General features: G+C 65.6%; 19 protein-coding genes. 7 read left to right on the top strand and 12 right to left on the bottom strand.

Annotated elements, in window-relative coordinates:
- Nucleotides 1-64: 64 nt before the first annotated feature.
- Nucleotides 65-1549 (bottom strand): NAD-dependent succinate-semialdehyde dehydrogenase, encoded by a 1485-nt coding sequence (locus QM732_RS17375; RefSeq protein WP_415657355.1) that lies wholly within the window; start codon nt 1547-1549, stop codon nt 65-67.
- A gap of 107 nt (nt 1550-1656) precedes the next feature.
- On the opposite strand from QM732_RS17375, the gene alaS reads away from it, so the two are divergent.
- Nucleotides 1657-4281, top strand: a complete 2625-nt coding sequence (alaS, locus tag QM732_RS17370; RefSeq protein ID WP_415657354.1) for an alanine--tRNA ligase — start codon at nt 1657-1659, stop codon at nt 4279-4281.
- A gap of 67 nt (nt 4282-4348) precedes the next feature.
- Here alaS and QM732_RS17365 read toward each other — a convergent pair whose 3' ends face one another.
- From QM732_RS17365 to QM732_RS17350, 4 genes are read right to left on the bottom strand one after another with little or no spacing between them, the layout of a single operon-like run.
- Nucleotides 4349-4873 (bottom strand): chemotaxis protein CheW, encoded by a 525-nt coding sequence (locus tag QM732_RS17365; RefSeq protein WP_415657353.1) that lies wholly within the window; start codon nt 4871-4873, stop codon nt 4349-4351.
- A 28-nt stretch (nt 4874-4901) separates the two neighbouring features.
- Complete coding sequence (locus QM732_RS17360) at nt 4902-7043, bottom strand: chemotaxis protein CheA (RefSeq protein ID WP_415657352.1); 2142 nt, start codon at nt 7041-7043, stop codon at nt 4902-4904.
- 25 nt (nt 7044-7068) lie between these two features.
- The gene (locus QM732_RS17355) at nt 7069-7431 is read right to left on the bottom strand and encodes a response regulator (protein ID WP_268165303.1); all 363 of its coding nucleotides are present in this window, start codon (nt 7429-7431) and stop codon (nt 7069-7071) included.
- 52 nt (nt 7432-7483) lie between these two features.
- Nucleotides 7484-7951, bottom strand: a complete 468-nt coding sequence (locus tag QM732_RS17350) for a hypothetical protein (protein WP_415657351.1) — start codon at nt 7949-7951, stop codon at nt 7484-7486.
- Between the two features lie 200 nt (nt 7952-8151).
- Between QM732_RS17350 and QM732_RS17345 the strand changes: the two genes are divergently transcribed.
- The 6 genes from QM732_RS17345 (at nt 8152) to QM732_RS17320 (ending at nt 14579) form a co-directional block, all read left to right on the top strand.
- Nucleotides 8152-9312, top strand: coding sequence for a response regulator (locus QM732_RS17345; RefSeq protein WP_415657350.1), 1161 nt, complete (start codon nt 8152-8154; stop codon nt 9310-9312).
- On the top strand, nt 9309-9968 hold the full coding sequence (locus QM732_RS17340) for a response regulator (protein WP_415657349.1): 660 nt from the start codon (nt 9309-9311) through the stop codon (nt 9966-9968). The genes QM732_RS17345 and QM732_RS17340 overlap by 4 nt, the downstream gene beginning before the upstream one ends.
- Nucleotides 9969-10166: 198 nt before the next feature.
- Entirely contained in the window at nt 10167-11384 is a 1218-nt protein-coding gene (locus QM732_RS17335) for an efflux RND transporter periplasmic adaptor subunit (RefSeq protein WP_415657348.1), read from the top strand.
- Between the two features lie 4 nt (nt 11385-11388).
- Nucleotides 11389-12081, top strand: a complete 693-nt coding sequence (locus QM732_RS17330; RefSeq protein ID WP_415657347.1) for an ABC transporter ATP-binding protein — start codon at nt 11389-11391, stop codon at nt 12079-12081.
- 10 nt (nt 12082-12091) lie between these two features.
- On the top strand, nt 12092-13261 hold the full coding sequence (locus QM732_RS17325) for an ABC transporter permease (RefSeq protein WP_415657346.1): 1170 nt from the start codon (nt 12092-12094) through the stop codon (nt 13259-13261).
- Nucleotide 13262: 1 nt separating this feature from the next.
- Nucleotides 13263-14579, top strand: coding sequence for an ABC transporter permease (locus QM732_RS17320; RefSeq protein ID WP_415657345.1), 1317 nt, complete (start codon nt 13263-13265; stop codon nt 14577-14579).
- A gap of 68 nt (nt 14580-14647) precedes the next feature.
- Here the strand turns inward: QM732_RS17320 and QM732_RS17315 are convergent, their stop codons facing one another.
- The 7 genes from QM732_RS17315 to fliM form a co-directional block, all read right to left on the bottom strand.
- A complete protein-coding gene (locus QM732_RS17315) occupies nt 14648-16951 on the bottom strand; it encodes a TonB-dependent receptor plug domain-containing protein (RefSeq protein WP_415657344.1) in 2304 nt (767 codons plus the stop codon).
- 419 nt (nt 16952-17370) lie between these two features.
- Nucleotides 17371-18135, bottom strand: a complete 765-nt coding sequence (gene fliR, locus QM732_RS17310; protein ID WP_415657343.1) for a flagellar biosynthetic protein FliR — start codon at nt 18133-18135, stop codon at nt 17371-17373.
- Nucleotides 18136-18146: 11 nt separating this feature from the next.
- The gene (gene fliQ, locus QM732_RS17305; RefSeq protein ID WP_415657342.1) at nt 18147-18416 is read right to left on the bottom strand and encodes a flagellar biosynthesis protein FliQ; all 270 of its coding nucleotides are present in this window, start codon (nt 18414-18416) and stop codon (nt 18147-18149) included.
- 63 nt (nt 18417-18479) lie between these two features.
- Nucleotides 18480-19229, bottom strand: coding sequence for a flagellar type III secretion system pore protein FliP (gene fliP / locus QM732_RS17300; RefSeq protein ID WP_415657341.1), 750 nt, complete (start codon nt 19227-19229; stop codon nt 18480-18482).
- Entirely contained in the window at nt 19219-19554 is a 336-nt protein-coding gene (locus QM732_RS17295; RefSeq protein ID WP_415657340.1) for a FliO/MopB family protein, read from the bottom strand. The genes fliP and QM732_RS17295 overlap by 11 nt, the downstream gene beginning before the upstream one ends.
- A gap of 117 nt (nt 19555-19671) precedes the next feature.
- The gene (fliN, locus tag QM732_RS17290) at nt 19672-20121 is read right to left on the bottom strand and encodes a flagellar motor switch protein FliN (RefSeq protein WP_415657339.1); all 450 of its coding nucleotides are present in this window, start codon (nt 20119-20121) and stop codon (nt 19672-19674) included.
- Nucleotides 20111-21115 carry a flagellar motor switch protein FliM gene (fliM, locus tag QM732_RS17285; protein ID WP_415657338.1) on the bottom strand — a complete coding sequence of 335 codons (1005 nt, stop codon included), beginning with the start codon at nt 21113-21115 and terminating at the stop codon, nt 20111-20113. Before fliM ends, fliN begins: the two co-directional genes overlap by 11 nt.
- Nucleotides 21116-21125: the final 10 nt, after the last annotated feature.

The following is a 21125-nucleotide window of genomic DNA, read 5'->3' as shown; positions in this document are numbered from 1 at the left end:
GGCCCACAGCGTGGGCCCCTTTTTTGTTGCGCGACCCGCTTGGACGAGGGCGTTTGGCGCAGGGCTACTTCTGGATATCGCCCAGGCAGAGGTACTTCACCTCGATGTAGTCCTCGATGCCCTGGCGCCCTCCCTCGCGGCCCAGGCCCGACTGCTTGACACCACCGAACGGCACCTCGGCCGTCGAGATCAGGCCGGTGTTGATGCCCACCATGCCGTACTCCAGCGCTTCGCCGACGCGGAAGATTCGGCCGATGTCGCGGCTGTAGAAGTAGCTGGCCAGGCCGAACTCGGTCGAGTTGGCGAGCCGGATTGCGTCCTCTTCGGTCTGGAACTTGAACACCGGCGCCACCGGGCCGAAAGTCTCTTCCCGCGAGCACAGCATCTCCGACGTCGCGTCAGCCAGCAGCGTGGGCTCGAAGAAGTTGCCGCCCGCCGTCTCGATGCGCTTGCCGCCGGTCAGCAGCTTGGCGCCGAGCGCGATGGCGTCTGCCACGTGGGTCTCCACCTTCTGCAAGGCCTGGTCGTCAATTAGTGGGCCGACGTTGATGCCGGCCTCGAAGCCGTTGCCGGTCTTCAGGCCTGCGACCTTGGCCGCGAATTTCTCCAGGAAGGCGTCGTAGACGCCCGCCTGCACGTAGATGCGGTTGGCGCAGACGCAGGTCTGGCCGGCGTTGCGGTACTTGCTGGCCAGAGCCCCGTCCACAGCCGAGTCCAGGTCGGCGTCGTCAAAGACGATGAAGGGCGCGTTGCCGCCCAGCTCCAGGCTGAGCTTCTTGATCGTCGGCGCGCACTGGGCCATCAGGATGCGACCCACCTCGGTGGAGCCGGTAAAGGACAAGTGGCGCACGACGTCGCTCTCGCACAGCAGCTTGCCGATCTCGACGGACTGCGCCGCATCGGCGGTCAGCACGTTCAGCACGCCGGATGGCATACCGGCGCGCTGTGCGAGTTCGGCAACGGCCAGCGCCGTCAGCGGCGTGGCCTCGGCTGGCTTGATGATGACGGTGCAGCCGGCGGCCAGCGCCGGTGCGACCTTGCGCGTGATCATGGCCAGCGGGAAATTCCAGGGCGTGATGGCTGCGCAGACGCCCACGGCCTGCTTGACAACCAGATAGCGCTTGCTCGGGTCCGTCGTCGGGATGGTCTCGCCGTAGACGCGCTTGCCCTCCTCGGCGAACCAGTCCAGGAAGCTGGCGCCGTAGACGACTTCGCCGCGCGCCTCGGCCAGCGGCTTGCCCTGTTCGGCCGTCATCAGCCGGGCTAGGTCATCGGCGTGCTTGATCAGCAATTGCTGCCAGCGCAGCAGCACGGCTGCGCGCTCCTTGGCCGGCTTGCCGCGCCAGGCATTCAGCGCATTGACTGCCGCGGCGATGGCTGTGTCGGCATCGGTGCGGCCCAGGTTGGGCACCTGGGCCAGCTCCTGGCCAGTGGCCGGGTCGGTCACGGCGAAGCTGGCGGCGCCAGCCACCCACTCGCCGTTGATCAGCGCCTGGCTGCGCAGCAGGCTGGCGTCGTCGAGCGCCGCCAGCGGGGAGTTCGGGTCCATCGGGGATTCTCCAGAGGGGTTTGAACATCACTCTACCCGCGGCACGTAAAGCCCCCTCTCTACAATCGCTCCTCTTTGTCACTGACCTTTTCCAGAAAGCCCCCGGGATGAAAGCCGCCGAGATCCGCCAGACCTTTCTGAAGTTCTTCGAGTCGAAAGGCCACCAGATCGTCGCCTCCAGCCCCGTGGTGCCAGGCGACGACCCGACGCTGCTGTTCACGAACGCGGGCATGAACCAGTTCAAGGACGTCTTCCTGGGCTTCGACAAGCGCCCCTACAGCCGCGCGACCACGAGCCAGAAGTGCATCCGCGCGGGTGGCAAGCACAACGACCTGGACAACGTGGGCTACACGGCGCGGCACCACACCTTCTTCGAGATGCTGGGCAACTTCAGCTTTGGCGACTATTTCAAGAAGGATGCCATCGCCTACGCCTGGGAGCTGTTGACTGTCCACTTCAAGCTCCCGGCCGACAAGCTCTGGGTCACCGTCTATGCGGAGGACGACGAGGCCTACGACATCTGGAACAAGCAGGTCGGCGTGCCCGCCGAGCGCATCGTGCGCATCGGCGACAACAAGGGCGCGCGCTACATGTCCGACAACTTCTGGATGATGGGCGATACCGGCCCCTGCGGCCCCTGCACCGAGATCTTCTACGACCACGGCCCCGAGGTCGCCGGAGGCCCCCCGGGCAGCCCGGACGAAGACGGTGACCGCTATATCGAGATCTGGAACAACGTCTTCATGCAGTTCAACCGCACGGAAGACGGGGTCATGCACCCGCTGCCCAAGCCCAGCGTGGATACCGGCATGGGCCTGGAGCGCCTGGCCGCCGTGCTGCAGCACGTGCATAGCAACTACGAGATCGATACCTTCGTGAATCTGCTCGCGGCGGCCAAGTCAGCGGTGGACGCCGCGGGCGGCAGCGACTGCGACAAGGACAGCCCGAGCCTGAAGGTCATTGCCGACCACATCCGCGCGTGCTCGTTCACCGTCGTCGACGGCGTCATTCCCGGCAACGCCGGCCGCGGCTATGTGCTGCGCCGCATCGCCCGCCGCGCCATCCGCCACGGCTACAAGCTGGGCGCCCGCACGCCTTTCTTCCACAAGCTGGTGGCGGCCCTTTCGGCCGAGATGGGTGATGCCTACCCCGAGCTGCGCCAGGCTCAAGGCCGCGTCACCGACGTGCTGAAGCAGGAAGAGGAGCGCTTCTTCCAGACCATCGCCACGGGCATGGAGATCCTCGAGGCTGCCCTCGCCAAGGGGGGCAACGTCGACGGCGACACCGCCTTCAAGCTGCATGACACCTATGGCTTCCCGGTCGATCTGACCGCCGACGTCTGCCGGGAGCGCGGCGTGGCGGTGGACGAGGCGCGCTTCAACGAGCTGCTGGAAGAGCAGAAGAACCGCGCTCGCGCTGCCGGCAAGTTCAAGATGGCCCAGGGCCTGGCGTATAGCGGTGTGCCTACCAGCTTCCATGGCTACGAGCACCTCGTCTGCGAGGCTGCCAAGGTCACGGCCGTCTATGTCGACGGCGCTCCAGTTGCCGAGGCCCAGGCCGGCGATGACGTCGTCGTCGTTCTGGACAACACGCCTTTCTATGCCGAAAGCGGCGGTCAGGTCGGCGATGCCGGAGAGTTGCGCAACGGTGCCACGCGCGTCATCGTTGAGGACACGGTCAAGATCCAGGCCGATGTCTTCGGTCATCATGGCCGCGTGACCGAAGGCTCGGTCAAGGTCGGAGACGTCTTCGCCGCCCGCGTGGACGCCGAACGTCGGGCCAAGACGGTGCGCAACCACAGTGCCACCCACCTGATGCACAAGGCTTTGCGCGAGGTTCTGGGCGCGCACGTGCAGCAAAAGGGCTCGCTGGTGAACGCCGAACGCACCCGCTTCGACTTCGCGCACAACGCGCCGCTGACGGCCGAGGAGATCCGAGAGATCGAGTCGCTGGTCAATGCCGAGATCCTGGCGAACGCCGGTGCCACAGCGCAGGTCATGGCGCTGGACGACGCGCAGAAGTCGGGCGCCATGATGCTGTTCGGGGAGAAGTACGGCGACACGGTGCGCGTGCTCAGCATCGGCTCCTCCAAGGAGCTGTGCGGCGGCACGCACGTGAAGGCCACGGGCGACATCGGCCTGTTCAAGATCGTCGCGGAGTCTGGCGTCGCGGCCGGCATCCGCCGCGTCGAGGCCGTCACCGGCGACAACGCGCTGACCTATCTACAGTCGCTGGAGACCACGGTGCAAGGCGCTGCGATGACGCTCAAGACCACGCCGCACGAGCTGGGTTCGCGCCTGCATGCCGTGCTGGAGCAGGTGCGTCAGCTGGAGAAGGAACTGACCGCAGCCAAGAGCAAGCTGGCATCAGCCCAGGGCGACGAGCTGCTGGCACAGGCCGTGGACGTGAAGGGCCTCAAGGTGCTGGCCGCCAGGCTGGAGGGCGCCGACGCGAAGACGCTGCGCGAGACCATGGACAAGCTCAAGGACAAGCTCAAGACCGCGGCCATCGTGCTGGCTGCCGTGGACGGCGACAAGGTGCAGCTGGCGGCCGGCGTGACGTCGGACAGCACGGCCAAGGTGAAGGCCGGCGAGCTGGTCAACTTCGTCGCCCAACAGGTGGGCGGCAAGGGGGGCGGCAAGCCTGACCTGGCCATGGCTGGCGGCACGCAGCCAGCTGGCGTGGCCGCGGCCCTGCAGAGCGTGGTGGGCTGGGTGTCCGAGCGCGTCTGACGCTTTAGCGCGCACCACAAAAAAGGGCGGCCCGCAGGCCGCCCTTTTTGCTTCTTGATGGTGTCGGTCAGGCTGCGATGGCAGCGTCCATCAGGCCCATCTCGGCGCTGCTCATCAGGCCTTCGATGTCCATCAGGATCAGCATGCGCTCGGCCACCGAGCCGATGCCGGTGATGAAGCTCGTGTCCACCGAAGAGGTGTTCAGCTCGGGCGCGGGCTTGATCGCGTCGCGGCTCAGCTCAAGAACGTCTGACACCGAGTCCACCACAGCGCCAACGACGCGGTTCTTCACGTTCAGCACGATGACGACCGTGAAGCTGTTGTACTCGGCGCTGGGGCAGCCCAGCTTCAGGCGCAGATCAACGATGGGGACGATGACGCCGCGCAGGTTGACGACGCCCTTGATGAAATCCGGCGCGTTGGCGATGCGCGTGGGGGCTTCGTAGGAGCGGATCTCCTGCACCTTCAGGATGTCGATGCCGTACTCCTCCGAGCCGAGCCGGAAGGTCAGGTATTCGCCGCTCTTGGGGCCTGCGGACTGGGCCGTGACGGCGCCTTGCTGGCGCAGGGCGGGAACGTTGCTGGCTTCCATATGGACCTCTCTATTTGGGTTGGATTGTTTAGTGGCGCGAGCGGCGCACCAGGCTGCCGACGTCCAGGATCAGTGCGACGCGGCCGTCACCCATGATGGTGGCGCCCGACACGTCGCTGACCTTGCGGTAGTTCGCTTCGAGGTTCTTCACGACGACCTGCTGCTGGCCGAGCAACTCGTCCACCAGCAGCGCGACGCGGCCGCCTTCGGCTTCCACGACGACCATGATGGAGCTGACGTGCTCGAAATCGAAGCGCGGTACGTCGAAGACCTTCTCCAGCTCGATGACCGGCATGTACTCGTCACGCACCTCGACGACGCGGCCCGAGCCGGCAACCGTCTTGATCGTGTCAGCCTGAACCTGGAAGGACTCGACCACGCTCGACAGCGGGAGGATGTAGCACTCGTCGCCTACGCCCACGCTCATGCCGTCCATGATGGCCAGCGTCAGCGGCAGGCGCACGGACACCTTCATGCCATAGCCCTCGGCGGAGTCGATCTCGACGGTGCCACCCAGGGACGTGATGTTCTTCTTCACGACGTCCATGCCCACGCCGCGGCCCGACACGTCGGTGACGACATCGGCTGTGGAGAAGCCGGGCGCGAAGATCAGGTTCCAGCACTCGGCGTCGGTCATCGTGTCCGGCGCGTCGATGCCCTTCTCGCGGGCCTTCTTGATCAGCTTCTCGCGGTTCAGGCCACGGCCATCGTCGCGCACCTCGATGACGATGCTGCCGCCCTGGTGGGAGGCCACCAGCGTGATCGTGCCCTGCTCGGGCTTGCCGCGGGCAAGGCGGTCCGCCGGCATCTCGATGCCGTGGTCGCAGCTGTTGCGCACCAGGTGGGTCAGCGGGTCGGTGATCTTCTCGACCAGGCTCTTGTCCAGCTCGGTGGCCTCGCCCTGCGTGACCAGCTCGACCTTCTTGCCCAGCTTGGCAGCCAGGTCGCGCAGCATGCGCGGGAAGCGGTTGAACACCGTCGACATCGGAATCATCCGGATCGACATTACCGATTCCTGCAGGTCACGCGTGTTGCGCTCAAGGTCGGCCAGGCCGCTGGTGAGCTGCTGGTAAAGCGCCGGGTCCAGCTCGCGGCTGTTCTGGGCCAGCATGGCCTGGGTGATGACGAGCTCACCGACCAGGTTGATGAGCTGATCCACCTTCTCGATGGAGACGCGCAGCGTGGTCTGGTCCAGGCCGCCGCCGGCAGGCTTGGCGTCGGTGCGGGCCGGCGTGGCCGCGCGGGCCGGCACGATGGCGGCGGCGGGCTTGGCTTCTTCCGCTGCGGACGCGGTGGCGCTGGCCGGCACGCCGGGGGCATTGTCGAAGAAGCCGTAGCCGGGGTCGGTGGACGGCGGTTCGGCCGGCGGCGCGCCGGGTGCGCCTTCGTGGAAGCCGAAGCCAGGGCCGAGCGGCATCAGCTTGACCTGCTCGCGGGCAACGTGGAAGGTGAACAGGTCCAGCAGGTCGTTGTCAGTGGAGCTGGTCAGCACCTTGAAGCGGCGCATGCCGTCGGAGCCCTGTCCAGCGTCCAGAGGTTCGATGGTGCCGAGGTCGGTGATTTCCTTGAACAGCTCGACCAGGTTGTCGGCCAGGCTCAGGTCCGTCAGCGGGCCGACCTGCAGCTCCAGCAGCCGGGTGGCGGTCGTGGCGGCCGCGGCGGGCGCGGCAGCGGCCGGTGTCGGCGCCGGTGCGGCGGCTGCAGCAACGGGTGCCGGCGCAGGAGCAGCCGTGGCAGGTGCAGCGCCGCCGCCTTCGACGAAGGCCTTGATGTTGGTCAACAGGTCGGTCGTGTCGACGGGGTCGGCGCCGGAGCCCTGGTGGCGGCCCAGTTGTGCGCGCAGAGCGTCGCCGGACTGCAGCAGCACGTCCACCATGGCAGCGTTGGGCTGCAGTTCGTGGCGGCGCAGCTTGTCCAGCAGCGTCTCCATCTGGTGGGTCAGCTCGGCGACGTCGGAGAAGCCGAAGGTCGCTGCACCGCCCTTGATGGAGTGGGCGCAGCGGAAGATGGCGTTCAGCTCTTCATCGTCGGCGGCCTCGACGTTCACGTTGAGCAGCAACTGCTCCATGTTGTCGAGGTTCTCGCCAGCCTCTTCGAAGAAGACCTGGTAGAACTGGCTGAGGTCGATGCCAGCACTGATGCTGGCGCCTTCGGTGGTCATGTCACCCATGGCAATGCTCCCTTTGGACCTGACTTCAGCGGATGACCTTGCCGATCACTTCGATCAGCTTGGCCGGGTCGAAAGGCTTGACGAGCCAGCCGGTCGCGCCGGCAGCGCGGCCCGCCTGCTTCATCGTGTCGCTGGACTCGGTGGTCAGGATCAGGATGGGCGTGGTCTTGAACTTGGGGTTCTCGCGCAGCTTCTTGGTCAGGCTGATACCGTCCATGCGCGGCATGTTCTGGTCGGTCAGCACGAGGTCGAAGTCCCGTTGGCCGGATTTTTCCCAGGCGTCCTGTCCGTCCACTGCTTCCACCACGTTGAAGCCGGCGTTCTTGAGCGTGAAGGCCACCATCTGGCGCATCGAGGCCGAGTCGTCGACAGCGAGGATTGAGTGCATTGAGTTTTCTCCGAGGGGGACGTGTTGCCAGGGGGCTGAGATTGCGGGGAAATTAGAAGAGTTCGATGGAGCCGGCGTCCATCTCGTCTTGCGTGACCGGGTTGGGGCGCAGCGGCGCGATCTCGACGACGGCCGCGCCGTCCTCGTCATCCATGCCGAAAGTGTCGCGGGCCAGTTGGTCCGAACAGTTGCGCAGACGCTGGCTGGTGTGGGCGATGAGCTGGGTGGCCATGTCCTGGAATTGCAGCGCCGTGATGGCGCCGGCGATGTCCTGCATGATCTGCTTGAGGCCTTCCGAGGCCGGAGTGCCGTCACTGCTGCTGAGCAGGCTCATGGCTTGGCTGGAGGCGCTGAAGAAATGCGAGGACAGGGCTTCGCCGGCGTCGTCCAGCAGTCGCTGCAGGCGCTCAAGGTCGTGCGTCACCGTCAGCAGGTGATCTTGCAATTCCGCGGCCGCCAGCAGCGGCATGGCGGCCACGGCTCCATCGAAATCGGCGGCGGTGGAAGGTTCTGACTGCATCGTGGCTCCGCGAGGGGATGCTTGCTTTTGTGTCCCAAAGCCCTGTGGATACTCTCAGGGCAAATGCATCATGGCATGTTCACCCCTTTTTCGACACCTGTCGACGAGGAGATGTCGGGAGAACGCGCGGTATTACCGCTCTGAACCGCGTTGAGTGTGGCGCCAGCCATTGGTCCCGGCGCGCGGCATACTGCGCCCCCATGACGATTTCTGGTCTGGAGCAGGCCTCCCGGGTCCTGCGCGTGCTGCATGTCGAGGATTCCGAACTCGACCACCAACTCATCTCGGCCCAGCTCGCCCGTGCCGGGCTGAAGGTGGAGCTTGAGCGGCTGGACGCGCTGCCTGCGGTGCTGGCGGCCCTGGAGCGGCCCTGGGATGCCATCGTCTCCGACTACAACCTGCCGGGCTACTCGGGCCTGGACGTGCTGGAGGCGCTGAAGGCTCGGCGGCTGATGGTGCCGTTCATCCTCGTCTCGGGCGAGATCGGCGAGGACATCGCGGTCGGTGCGATGCGTGATGGCGCGTCCGACTACCTGCTGAAGAACAACCTGAACCGCCTGGCGCCGGCCCTGCTGCACGCGGTCGATGCGGCCGAGAACGAGCGCGCACGGGTTGCGGCCGACCATGAGCTTGTCAAATCCAAGCAGCGGCTGCATGCGCTGGCGGGCCACCTGCAGACCAGCGTGGAGCTGGAGCGAGCAGCCATCGCTAGAGAGATCCATGACGATGTCGGCGGCTCGCTGACGGCCATCAAGTTCGACCTGGCCTGGATAGACCGTCACGCCCAGACGCCGGAAGTCCGGCAGCGAGTCAGCGCTGCACTGGAGACCGTCAACGCTGCCATCGATGCCAGCCAGCGCATCATGCACAACCTGAGGCCCGCCATCCTGGAGCAGGGACTGGTGGCTGCGCTGCAGTGGATGACGGCTCGCTTCGAGCGCCGCACGGGCATCGAGGCTGGCCTGCGTGTTGGCGATGAGCGCCTGGCGCTGCCGCCGGGCGTGCCGCTGGTGGCCTACCGCACGGCCCAGGAAGCGCTGACGAATGTGACCAAGCACGCCCTAGCGACCCGGGTCGACATCGAGCTCAGCCTGGATTCCGGCGTGCTGACGCTGGAAATCCGCGACAACGGCCGAGGCATGGGAACTCAGGACTTGGCCAAAGAGCGGTCTTTCGGCATCCGTGGTCTGCACGAGCGGGCGGCCACCGTGGGCGGTTGGCTCGATCTCTCCAGTCCGCCGGGTGGTGGTACGAGCCTCATCCTGACGGTGCCGTTGGCCCAGGACGCCATTGATGCCCTGGACGACGCAACCGACTTCGACAAGGACGACGACGGTCGCTCCATCTGGGGGCGCGTGTGATCCGCGTCATCCTTTGCGACGACCACGGCCTGATCCGCCGTGGCATCCGCGACACGCTGGCAGATGCCCAGGACATCGAAGTCATCGGTGAGGCCGGTGACTACACCGAGCTGCGCGGCCTGCTGCATCAGCTGGGCGGTGCCCAGGGCAAGGACGGCCCATGCGACGTCCTCGTGTTGGACATCAACATGCCGGGCCGCTCGGGCCTTGACGTGCTGCATGTGCTCAAGGAAGAGGGCAACCCGGTGCGCACCCTCGTCGTCTCCATGTACCCCGAGGACCAGTACGCCATTCGCGCGCTGAAGGCGGGGGCTTATGGCTACGTCAACAAGGGCGGCGACCCGGCCAGTCTTGTGCAGGCCGTGCGCACGGTGGCCCAGGGGCGCAAGTATGTGACGCCCGAGATCGCGCAGATGCTGGTGGAGAGCCTGACCGCGCCGGTCACCGAGCAGGCCCATCACAAGCTCTCCGACCGCGAGCTGCAGACCCTGGTCATGATCGCCTCGGGCAAGCGCCTTTCGGACATTGCCGAGGAGCTGATGCTCAGCCCCAAGACTGTCAGTGTGTACCGTGCCCGAGTGCTGGAGAAGCTGGGCCTGACGAACAATTCCGAGCTGACGGTCTACGCCATCCGTAACGGCCTGGTCGCCAGCTGACCCGTACCGTCGCCGTTCATCGGCCCTGGCTGTCGATTCGCCAGCGCAGGCTGCCGTTCATCGATTGATGACACCCTGTGGCAGCAGCCACTGCACAATGCGCGCCGGGTTCCAAGTGGGTGGCCGTGAGGCCGTTGCGTTCGAGGGCCGACGAGGTCTGGCGAGCGAGACTTTCAGGGGCGTGTCATCGATACCGGATTGCTGAAGGAGTTGCGCATCGACGGTGCGCATCGTGAGGACCAGGGCGGCGGCCCTCCCAAGTGGGTATGGGGCGGCGTGGCTGGCCTGGTCGTGCTGGCCCTGGCGGGCGGCGCGGCTTGGTGGTTCGTGGCGGGCAACAAGGCCGTCGCCGTGCAGACGGCCACCGTGCGCGCAAACGGTCAGGGGGCGGCGGCCGATGCGGTGCTGCAGGCCACCGGCTACGTGACGGCGCGCCGCATGGCTACCGTCTCGGCCCAGATGACCGGCACGCTGACCGAGGTGCTCATCGACGAGGGCTTCAAGGTCAAGAAGGGCCAGGTGCTGGCGCGGCTTGACGACACCGGGCTGAAGGCCGGCCTCGCGGCCGCCGAGGCCCAGATCCGCACAGCCGAGGCCAACCTGGGCCAGTTGCGCGCCCAGCTCGCGCAAAGCCAGGCCGACGAGCGTCGCCAGGCCGAGCTTGCCGCCAGCGGCATGACGACACGCCAGTCCCGCGAGCAGGCCGCCACGGCCGTGAAGACCGTTTCCGCCCAGATGGAGGCCGCGCAACGCCAGATCGAGGCAGCCCAGGCACAGGCCCGGCAGGCGCGCGTCAACTTCGACTACGCCACTGTGCGCGCACCCTTCGATGGCGTCGTCACGGCGCGGGCGGCCCAGGTGGGCGAAATCATCTCGCCGCTTTCGGCCGGCGGCGGCTTCACTCGCACTGGCGTAGGCACCATCGTCGACATGGACTCGCTGGAAGTGAACGTCGACGTCAATGAGGCGTACATCGCCCAGGTCAAGCCCGACATGCCCTGCGAGGCCGTGCTAGACGCCTATCCGGACTGGAAGATCCCGGCCCATGTGGTGGCCGTCATCCCGAGTGCCGACCGTGGCAAGGCCACGGTCAAGGTGCGCGTTGCGCTGGAGCAGAAGGACGACCGTGTCGTGCCCGACATGGGCGTGCGCGTGAGCTTCCTGGCGACCAAGCCCAAGGCTGAGGTCAAGCCGGTGCCGGGCGTGCTGCTGCCGCCCGATGCCGTCGTGCAGCGCGAGGGCGTGTCGGCGGTGTTCGTCGTCCAAGACGGACGTGCCGAGCAGCGTGCCGTGCAATTGGGCGCCGATGTCGGCAAGTTCAAGCTGGCCACCGGCGGGCTGAAGGCGGGAGAGACAGTCGTCGTCTCGCCGCCGGCCGAGTTGAAGCAGGGTTCCAACATCGTGAGCAAGGACTGAGAGCATGAGCGCATTGATCGAGATCCGCGACCTGTCCAAGGTCTACACCCGCGGCAAGCAGAAGGTGGAGGTGCTGCACAGCATCCACCTCGACGTGCAACAGGGTGACTTCCTCGCGTTGATGGGCCCCTCGGGGTCGGGCAAGACGACGCTGCTCAACCTGATGGGTGGCCTGGATGCCCCCAGTGGCGGCTCGATCAGCGTGGGTGGCGAGCGCATCGACAAGCTCGCTGGCGGCGCGCTCGCGAAATGGCGCGCCTCCCGCGTCGGCTTCGTGTTCCAGTTCTACAACCTGATGCCCACGCTGTCGGCGCAGAAGAACGTCGAGCTGCCGTTGCTGCTGACCAAGCTCTCGGCGGCCGAGCGTAAGAAGCGCGCGGCCATCGCGCTGCAGCTTGTGGGCCTTGCCGACCGCGCCTCGCACAAACCCACCGAGCTGTCGGGTGGCCAGCAGCAGCGCGTGTCCATCGCACGGGCCATCGTTTCCGACCCCACGCTGCTGGTCTGCGACGAGCCTACCGGCGACTTGGACCGCCAGTCCGCCGAGGACGTGCTGACACTGCTGCAGGCGCTCAATCGCGAACACGGCAAGACCATCGTCATGGTCACCCACGACCCGCGTGCCGCCGCCCGCGCCAGTCACACGCTGCATCTCGACAAGGGCACGCTGGTGACTGAAGCCGAGGCGCACGCCTAAGGGAGGCCTCATGAAATACCTCCACCTGATCTGGGCCGCGCTGTTCAGGCGCAAGGGGCGGACATTCCTGACCCTCGTGTCCATCATTACGGCCTTCCTGCTGTTTGGCCTGCTGGACGCGGTGCGCGTCGGCTTCGACCAGGCCGGCAAGAGTGCCAATGGCGCGCAGCGTCTGCAAACGGGCGCCAAGCTCAGCTTCATCCAGCTGCTGCCCATGTCCCTGGGCGCGCGCATCTCGCAGATCGACGGTGTCAAGGACGTGGCCTTCGCCAACTGGTTTGGTGGCGCCTACCAGAAGCCCGAGAACCAGGTCTTCAGCTTCGCCGTCTCGCCCAACTACCTGGATGTGTACCCGGAGATGGAGGTCTCGGCCGAGCACCGCAAGGCCTTCGCCGAGACCAAGGACGGCGCCCTCGTCGGCGAGGGCCTGGCCAAGAAGTTCGGCTGGAAGGTGGGCGACCAGATTCCGATGCAGTCCACCATCTTCCCGGACCGCAGCGGCAGCCAGAACTGGCCCTTCAAGATCGTCGGCTTCATCCACGTGGCCGACAAGAAGAGCGGTGCCTGGTACGACCAGATGTTCCTGCTGAACTGGAAGTACTTCGACGACACCACGCCGTGGAATCAGGGCCAGGCAGGCTGGTACGTGACGCGCGTGAAGGACGTCAACCAGGCCGACCGCGTACTCAAGGCCATCGACGAGATCTCCGCCAACTCCGATCATGAGACCCGCACGCTGACCGAGCAGGCCGCCATGTCGGCCTGGATGCGGCAACTGGCCGACATCAACCTCATCGTCACCTCCATCATGGGTGCTGTGTTCTTCACGCTGCTGCTGCTGGCCGGCAACACGATGATGCAGGCGGTGCGCGAGCGCACTGGCGAGATCGCGGTGCTGAAGACGCTGGGCTTCTCGAGTGAGAGCGTGCTGGCCATGGTGCTGGCCGAGTCGGTGCTGCTGCTGCTGATCGGCGGCGCCGTCGGGCTGTTCCTGGCCAGTGTGATCGGGCCGGCGGTGTCCGCCGGCAGCGGCGGTGCCCTGAACCTGCCGGCGGCGGGCTTGACGAGCTGGTTGATCGGCGTCGGGCTGGCGCTGCTTTTCGGACTGCTCGTGGGCGCTTTGCCGGCGCTGCGCGCCATGCGCGTAAACATCACCGACGCACTTGCCGGGAGGGCATGAGATGAAGTTCTTGAAAAACACCGGACTCGTCCTGTTGACGCTCCTTCTGCTCGTCGGCTGGATCCTGCTGCCCTGGCAGGGGGCCGTCGCTGCGGCGGTAGTGCTGGCTGCGTGGCTGTTCCTTTTCCGCTCCGGCATGCAGACCCGCTCCGTCGCCTCGGTGGGCATCAGCACGCTGGCACAGCGCCTGGGCTCCTCGGCCGTCATCGTCGTGGGCATCGCTGGCGTCGTCGGCGTGCTGGTGGCCCTGCTGGCCATGGCCGAAGGTTATGCGCAGACGCTGCGCAACTCGGGCAGCGATGACACCGCCATCGTCATGCGCGGCGCCTCGGCCAACGAGGTGTCGTCGTCGCTGAGCCGTGAGGACATCGTGCAGATCGAGCAGGCGCCCGGTATCGCCCGCAACGCGAAGGGCGAGCCCATCATCTCGGCCGAAACCGTGGTTGCGGCCAACCTGCCGATCAAGGGCAGCCAGACGGGGGACACCGGCAGCGCCCAGGTGCGCGGTATCAGCGAGGCGGCGTTCACCGTACGGCCCAACGCCAAGATCGTCGAAGGCAGGAGCTTCCAGCCGGGCCTTCGCGAGATCATCGTCGGCAAGGGTGCGGTGCGGCAGTTCGACGGGCTCAAGCTCGGTGCAACGCTGAAACTGGGCAACCAGCCCTGGACCATCGTCGGCATCTTTGCATCGGGCGACTCCATGGAGTCCGAACTCTGGGCCGATGCCAACGTCGTCAACGACAGCTACAAGCGCGGCAGCGGTCGCAACTCGGCGACGGTGAAGCTCGAGAACCCGGCCGCCATCAAGGCGTTCAGCGAAGCCCTTGAAGCGAATCCCCAGCTCAAGGTCAAGGCCAGCACGACGCTGGCCTTCTTCTCGAAGCAGGGCGAACAGATGACCAAGATCCTGCGCATCATCGGCATCACGGTGGGCTCCATCATGGCCGTGGGCGCGGTGTTCGGTGCGCTGAACACGATGTTCGCAGCCGTGGCAGCTCGGGCGCGTGAGATCGCCACGCTGCGCGCCATCGGGTTTCGCGGCCTGCCGGTGGTGGTCGCGGTGATGCTGGAGACAACGCTGCTGGCCCTGATCGGGGGGGTCATCGGCGGCTCCGTGGCCTGGCTGCTCTTCAACGGGTTCGAGGCATCGACGATGGCGGCCGGCTCGGTCGGCAAGCTGAGCTTCAACCTGGCCGTGTCGCCAGGGCTGCTGTGGGAGGGCATCAAGTGGGCGCTGGCCATCGGGTTCGTCGGCGGGCTGTTCCCCGCGGTGCGGGCGGCGTCGCTACCGGTGACTACGGCGCTGCGGGAAGCCTGATGAAGGGCAGGGGCGAGGCCCGGGTGGTAAGCACTTTGCCGTTGCCAGAAGGTTCGACGGCGAAGTGCTCAGAGCTTCATTTCCAGTCTCAGCGACCACACCGTGTATGTCCGACCCCAGTTCTGCGAGGCTACGGTCTTCTCAGGCGCCATGGTGAAGGTGTCGTTGCTGTAGCTCTGCGACGCAAGATTGGTGGCTGATAGGCGCAGCACCGTGTTGGTGTCGAAATTCCAGCTTGCGTAGCCATCCAGAACCTGCTTCCTTGACGAGCGCGTGGCCGCCTCGCGCGTCGTCTGCAGTGTGTTCACCGGTGTGTAGTTCAGGCTGGCGCCGAGGCTCAGCGGCAGGCTCTTGAGGCGGTAGTCGCCACCCAGATTGGCGGTGAAGCGGGGTTGCTGGGCCAGCCGGTTGTGCGGGCCAGGAATGCCGTCGACCGATGACTTGTAGAGGCTAAGGTTGCTGCGCACATTGATCGGCAGTGCGCCGTCTACGAATTGGTCCAGACGGAACTTGGCTTCCAGCTCCAGGCCGCTGCTGAGCGCCGAACCAATGTTGCGCGGCCGCGAGACCCAGCGCGGTGCGTCTGACCATTCCAGCCCCGTTTCCTTCTCGGTCAGCCGCCGAACGAGATTGCTGATGCGGCGTACGAAGATGTTGGCGCTGAGCACGCCGCCTTTGCTGAGGTACTGCTCGTATGCAAGATCCAGCCCGGTCGCGAGCTCCGGTTGGAGTTGCGGATTGCCGGCGTAGTCCGAGTAGATGAACTCGTTCGTCTCCTGGCAGCGCTGGCTAGTGGGGCAGGGGTAGAGCGAGTTCACATAGGTTCGGGAGATCATGTCGTTGAGCTCGGGCGAGCGATAGCTGCGCGTCAGGCTCAGCCGGATCTGGTCGCGGCTCTTCTTTGGGTCGTCACTGAACTTGTAGAGCGCGTGGAACAATGGCGTCAGCACGCGCGAGGTGTTGCTCACGGCGTAGCTCTTGGCTGTGCTCTCTGTTGTGATCGCTTCCCAGCGCAACCCGGCATAGAAAGACCACTGCTTGCCGACGCTCCAGTCGTCTTGGGCGTAGAGGGCGAGCCGGCGGCTGCCGGCGTCGAGCTGGTCGCCGAAGTCGAGCAGGTAGTCGCAAGACGCACCGTCTTCCACGCAGTGCCGCTGTTGCCGCATGCGCCGGCCCTCTGTCTCCACTCCGGCAACGATGCTGTGCTCCTCCATTACGGGTTGAGAGAGCTTGCTGCGCAGGCTCCAGTTCCCATTGCGCGAATCGCCACCGTCCAGGCGGGATTGGACCAACTGCGTGTTCTTGAACTCCTGGGTCTCGGCGCTGAAGTTGCTGCTGAATCGGCCCAGCATTGCGCTGGATTCGAGCTTCCCCTCCTTGCCGACGCCCGTGTTCCACTGGCCGCTGAGGCCACCTCCGCTGTACCGGTTCTTGGAACGATTGCTCGATCGATCGAAGCGCGCCAGGGGGTCATTGGGTAGTGGCTCGGGCGTCTGCGTGCGCTCGAAATCTCCTTGTCCATCCCCATTGCCAATGCTCAGAAAGGGCGCAAACGCCAACAGCTCGCGGTTGGAAGGCTTCCATTGCAGGCGCCCGTTAAGGTTTAGCGAGCGGTTCCGGTTCTCGTTGCTGTTCCGGCTGTCGATCACGCTGTCTTGGCCGCTTTGCAGGTCATGGACCTTGCTGCGGCCGCGCCCTTCGTTGTTGAAGTTGGATTGCTGCGCGTTGACCGTGATGTTGTATGTTGTCGCTCCCTTGTCGTCGAGCTTGTCGTTGCGACTCCAGTTGAAGCTCGGCCGCACGTGGCCGTTCTCGGTGGACAACCCCAGGCGAAGTTCGTTGACCAGCCTGGGTGGCGCTTGGCGCAGCACGATGTTGATCGTGCCGGCGATGGCGCGCGCACCGAACTCCGCAGTCGGCGCGCGCAGAACCTCGATGCGCTCGACCTGCTCGGGTGGCAGAGTCTCCAGCGACATGCCAGGAGGCATGCGATCGCCGTTGACGAGGATCTGCGTATAGCCGCCGGCCAAGCCGCGCATGCGGATGTCGCCCCCTCGGCCGGCCACGCCACCTGTGGTTACCCCGGGCAGGCGCTTCATCAGCTCACTGATCGAGCTGTCCCCGTAACGCAGCAATTCCTCGCGCCCGATCACCATCTTGGCTGCGGTGGAGGCGCGTCGCGCCTCATCGTCGCTGGCGCCACCCGAAACGTCCACGCGATCAAGCTTCTGGGTCTTGGCGTCGACCTTCTCATCCGTCTTGGCTTCGGCGTTCTCGTTGGCCTTCTTGGTGAGGGGCTGCTCCTGGGCAAAAGTGGGCGGTACGAATGCGAGAGCAGCACAAAGAGCCGTCAGGGCGGGGAACGTGGTCATTGGCGAGCAAGGGGACGATCCGGAGCGGGGCGGATGGTAGCCGTCCGTGTGCAAGTAGAAGGCCAGCAAATGAGAAGTTAGGGAAGACCCGCTCGAATAGTGCAAGCCGGCAGCGAGGCTTTGAGCCCGCTGTTCAATCGGATTGCGCAGGCTTCGGGCTGAACTGAATCATTCGCGACCTGCGCACCGAGCTGCCGCTTCCGTCATCACTTGACATTCGACCAGCAGCGGGGGGCGCATGAGCGTCAGCAAAAGCGTCTGGGCAGGACCCCCGCGCGTACGTTTGATGAAACAGGGGAGATGGGCAGCCGGCCACGCCGGACGCCGACGGCTTCGCACCTAGAGCGGGAACCCAATTGCCGGCTGTGGATGACGGCAACCGCGCGAAGAAGATTCCCCGCGCGCCGTCAGGCTGGGAATCAGCTGAATGCTGCCAGCAGCCGCTCCAGCGCCACCATGAATGGTGTCTGCATCAGCGGAAGCGTGGCCACCATGCCGATCAAGCCCACGCTCACCGTCAGTGGAAAGCCGACGGAGAAGACGCTGATCTGTGGCGCGACGCGCGAGATGACACCAAGCACGAGGTTGACGAACAGCAGCATCGTGATCAGTGGCAGCGCGATCCACAGCCCGATGCTGAAGATCTCGGCGCCCCACTGCTGCGGCGAGGCCAGGCGCAGGAAGGCGAAGGGCTCACCGCCCACAGGGAAGGCGTGAAAACTCTGTATCAGAGCATTGATCAGCAGCAGGTGACCGTTGATCGCGATGAACAGGAACGCCACCATGCTGCCGAAGAAGCGGCCACTGGCCGTGCCTTGGGAGCCGGTGCTCGGGTCGAAGAAGCCGGCGAAGTTCAGCCCCATCTGCAGTCCGATGACCTCGCCCGCGAACTCCAGCGCGGCGAAGACGATGCGCACAGCGAAGCCCATGGACAGGCCGATCAGCAACTGCTGGGCAATCAGCAGCGTTAGCAGCGGCAGCGAGTCCAGTGGTGTCGGCGGGATATCCGGCAGCGATGGTTGGGCCGCGAGCGAGATGAACAGCGCCAGGCCCACGCGCAGGCGAAGCGGCACGTTGCGCTGGCTGAAGATGGGCATGCCGGCAAACAGCGCCAGCGTGCGGATGAAAGGCCAGAGCAGCGGGTTCAACCACGCCAGCAACTGGGCCTCGGTGATGCTGAACATGGGTGGCTGCGTCAGCCTACGACGGAAGGGATCGACTGCAGCGTGCGCTGGATGTACTCGACCAGCTCCGTCATCATCCACGGCCCGGCGACGAGCAGCGTCAGGATGGCTGCGATGACCTTTGGCACGAAGGACAGCGTCGCCTCGTTGATCTGCGTTGCCGCCTGGATGATGCTGATTGTGACGCCGACCAACAGGACGACGATGAGCACCGGCGCGGCCACCAGCATCAGGATGTACAGGCCTTGCTGGCCGAAGGTGAAGACTTGTTGGGCGTCCATGATTCTCAGTCGATGGGGTGCAGGGCTACTGGCGCGGCTTGGGCGGGGTATCCGGCGAGTTCGTCAGGTGACGAACGAGGCGGCGAGTGAGCCGAGCAGCAGGTTCCAGCCGTCCGCCAGCACGAACAGCATCAGCTTGAAGGGCAGGGCGACGAGGACGGGCGACAGCATCATCATGCCCAGGCTCATCAGCACGCTGCCGACGATCATGTCGATGACCAGGAAGGGGATGAACACCAGGAAGGCGATCTGGAATGCACTCTTGAGCTCGCTCGTCACGAAGGCTGGTACCAGCACCTTGAAGGGCACGTCTTCGGGCTTGACGCTGGCATCCAGCTTGGCCAGGCGAGAGAACAGGGCCACGTCGGCTTGGCGGGTCTGCTTGAGCATGAAGCCGCGCATCGGCACCTCGGCGCGCTTGAGCGCCTCGTCGAACTGGATCTGCCCTGCGCTGTAGGGTTGCCACGCGTCGGCGTAGACCTTGTCCAGCGTCGGGCTCATGACGAAGAAGGTCAGGAACAGCGACAGGCCCACGATGACCTGATTCGGCGGCGCAGCCTGCGTGCCCAGGGCCTGGCGCATCAGGCTCAGCACGATGACGATGCGCGTGAATGCCGTCATCATCAGGATGACCGCGGGCAGGAAACCCAGCGCCGTGAAGAACAGCAGCGTCTGGATGGGCACCGAGAAGCTCCCGCCAGCGCCTTGGCCGACCAGCAGCGGCAAGGTGGCTGGCGGCGTCTGGCCCTGGGCCAGCACGCTGCCAGCTGTCAGCAGGCCCAGGGCCCCGGCCAGCAGTAACTTAGGTCGCATCGCCACGCTCCTTGCCCAGCAGCTTGGCGAAGCTTGCTGGCGCGGGCGGCTCGGCCTGCGGCGGCATGACGTGCAGCGTGGTGATGTTGTGCGGCGTTGCGCCCAGCACCAGCCAGCGGCGGTCCTCGCCCTGGCCGACCTCCACGACCAGCAGGCGCTGGTTGGGCGCGGTGGGCAACTGGGTCACGACGCGCAGTACGCTGCCCGTGGCGGAACCACCCAGTGCGCGCCCGTAGGGCGTGCGCTTTAGCAGCCACAGCGCGACCGGGATCAGCGCGATGATGACGAGGAACCAGAGAAAGGGGAGCAGACCAGTGGCATTCATGCCTCGGCATTCTCCGGACGGAATGCTGGCGTCGAACTCCCTAAATGCCGAGACAAACCCGCAGTTGTCCAGGGACCGCCGATACGGCAGGCGCCGCGGGCCCGGCCGGTGGGGTCTTCATGCGGCCTTGCTGAGTCGGCGCATACGCTCAGAAGGCGTCACGATGTCGGTCAGCCGGATGCCGAACTTGTCGTTCACGACCACCACCTCGCCCTGGGCGATCAGATAGCCGTTGACCAGCACGTCCATGGGCTCGCCGGCCAGCGCATCGAGCTCCACGACCGAGCCCTGGGCAAGTTGCAGGATGTTCTTGATGGGGATGCGGGTGCGGCCCAGTTCCACAGTCAGCTGGACGGGGATGTCCAGGATCATGTTGATGTCGCCTGCCGGCCCTCCTGCCGTCGTCGGCGTGAAGTTGGCGAAGCTGGGCGTGGACACCTGCTCGGGCGCGACCTCGGCAACCACCTCAGTGGCCGCGGCGGGTGCGGACGAGGCCTCGGCCAGGGCTGCAGCCCATTCGGCCGCCATTGCGTCCTGTTCTTCTTGACTGGGGGAATCAGGGCTCATGTTTGGCTCCCAACCAGCTCTCCTGCGAGCCGGTCAGCATCTTGTCGATCTTGAGGGCGTAGCGACCGTTGGATGTGCCGTAATGGCACTGGAACACGGGCACGCCGTCCACCTTGGTCTGGATCATGGGGTCGAGATCCAGCTCGATGAAGTCGCCCGGCTTGAAGGCCAGCAACTGCTCGACGGTGGCCGGCGCCGTGCCCAGCTCGGCGACAAGCTCCACCTCGGCGGCCTGGATCTGCGTCTTCAGCAGGTTGATCCAGCGCCGGTCGGGCTCCGAGGAGTCACCCACCGTAGTCGAGTACAGCACGTCGCGGATGGGTTCCAGCGTCGAGTAGGGGATGCAGAAATAGATGGTGCCGCTTGTCTCGCCGATCTCCAGCGTGAACGAGGTCGACACGACGATCTCGCTGGGCGTGGCGATGTTGGCGAACTGGGGCTGCATCTCCGACCGCTGGTACTCCAGCTCCAGTGGGTAGACGCCTTTCCAGGCCTTGGCGTACTCGGTCGTGACGACCTCGACGATGCGGGTGATGACGCGCTGTTCGGTGGGGGAGAAGTCCCGGCCCTCGATACGGGCGTGGAACTTGCCGATGCCTCCGAACAGGGAATCGATGACGGCGAACACCAGCGTCGGGTCGCAGACGATCAGTCCGCTGCCGCGCAAAGGCTTCACCGAGACGATGTTGAAGTTGGTCGGGACGACGATCTCGCGAAGGAAGGCGCTGTACTTTTGCACCTTGATGCCGCCGATGGCGACCTCGGGACTCTTGCGGATGAAATTGAACAGGCCCACACGGATGTTGCGCGCGAACCGCTCGTTGATGATCTCCATCGTGGGCATGCGCCCACGGACGATGCGCTCCTGGCTCGCGAGGTTGTACTCGCGGATGCCGCCAACCTGCTCCTCCTCCTGCTCGAGCTTCTGGCTCTCGCCGGTGATGCCCTGGAGCAGTGCATCGACTTCGTCTTGGGAAAGGATCTGCTGATTCATGGCGGAACCA

It is taken from the genome of Roseateles sp. (assembly GCF_047654805.1).
Classification (GTDB): domain Bacteria; phylum Pseudomonadota; class Gammaproteobacteria; order Burkholderiales; family Burkholderiaceae_C; genus Pelomonas.
Note: the sequence above shows the minus strand (reverse complement) of the source record. Positions and strands in the feature narration are given on the sequence as shown.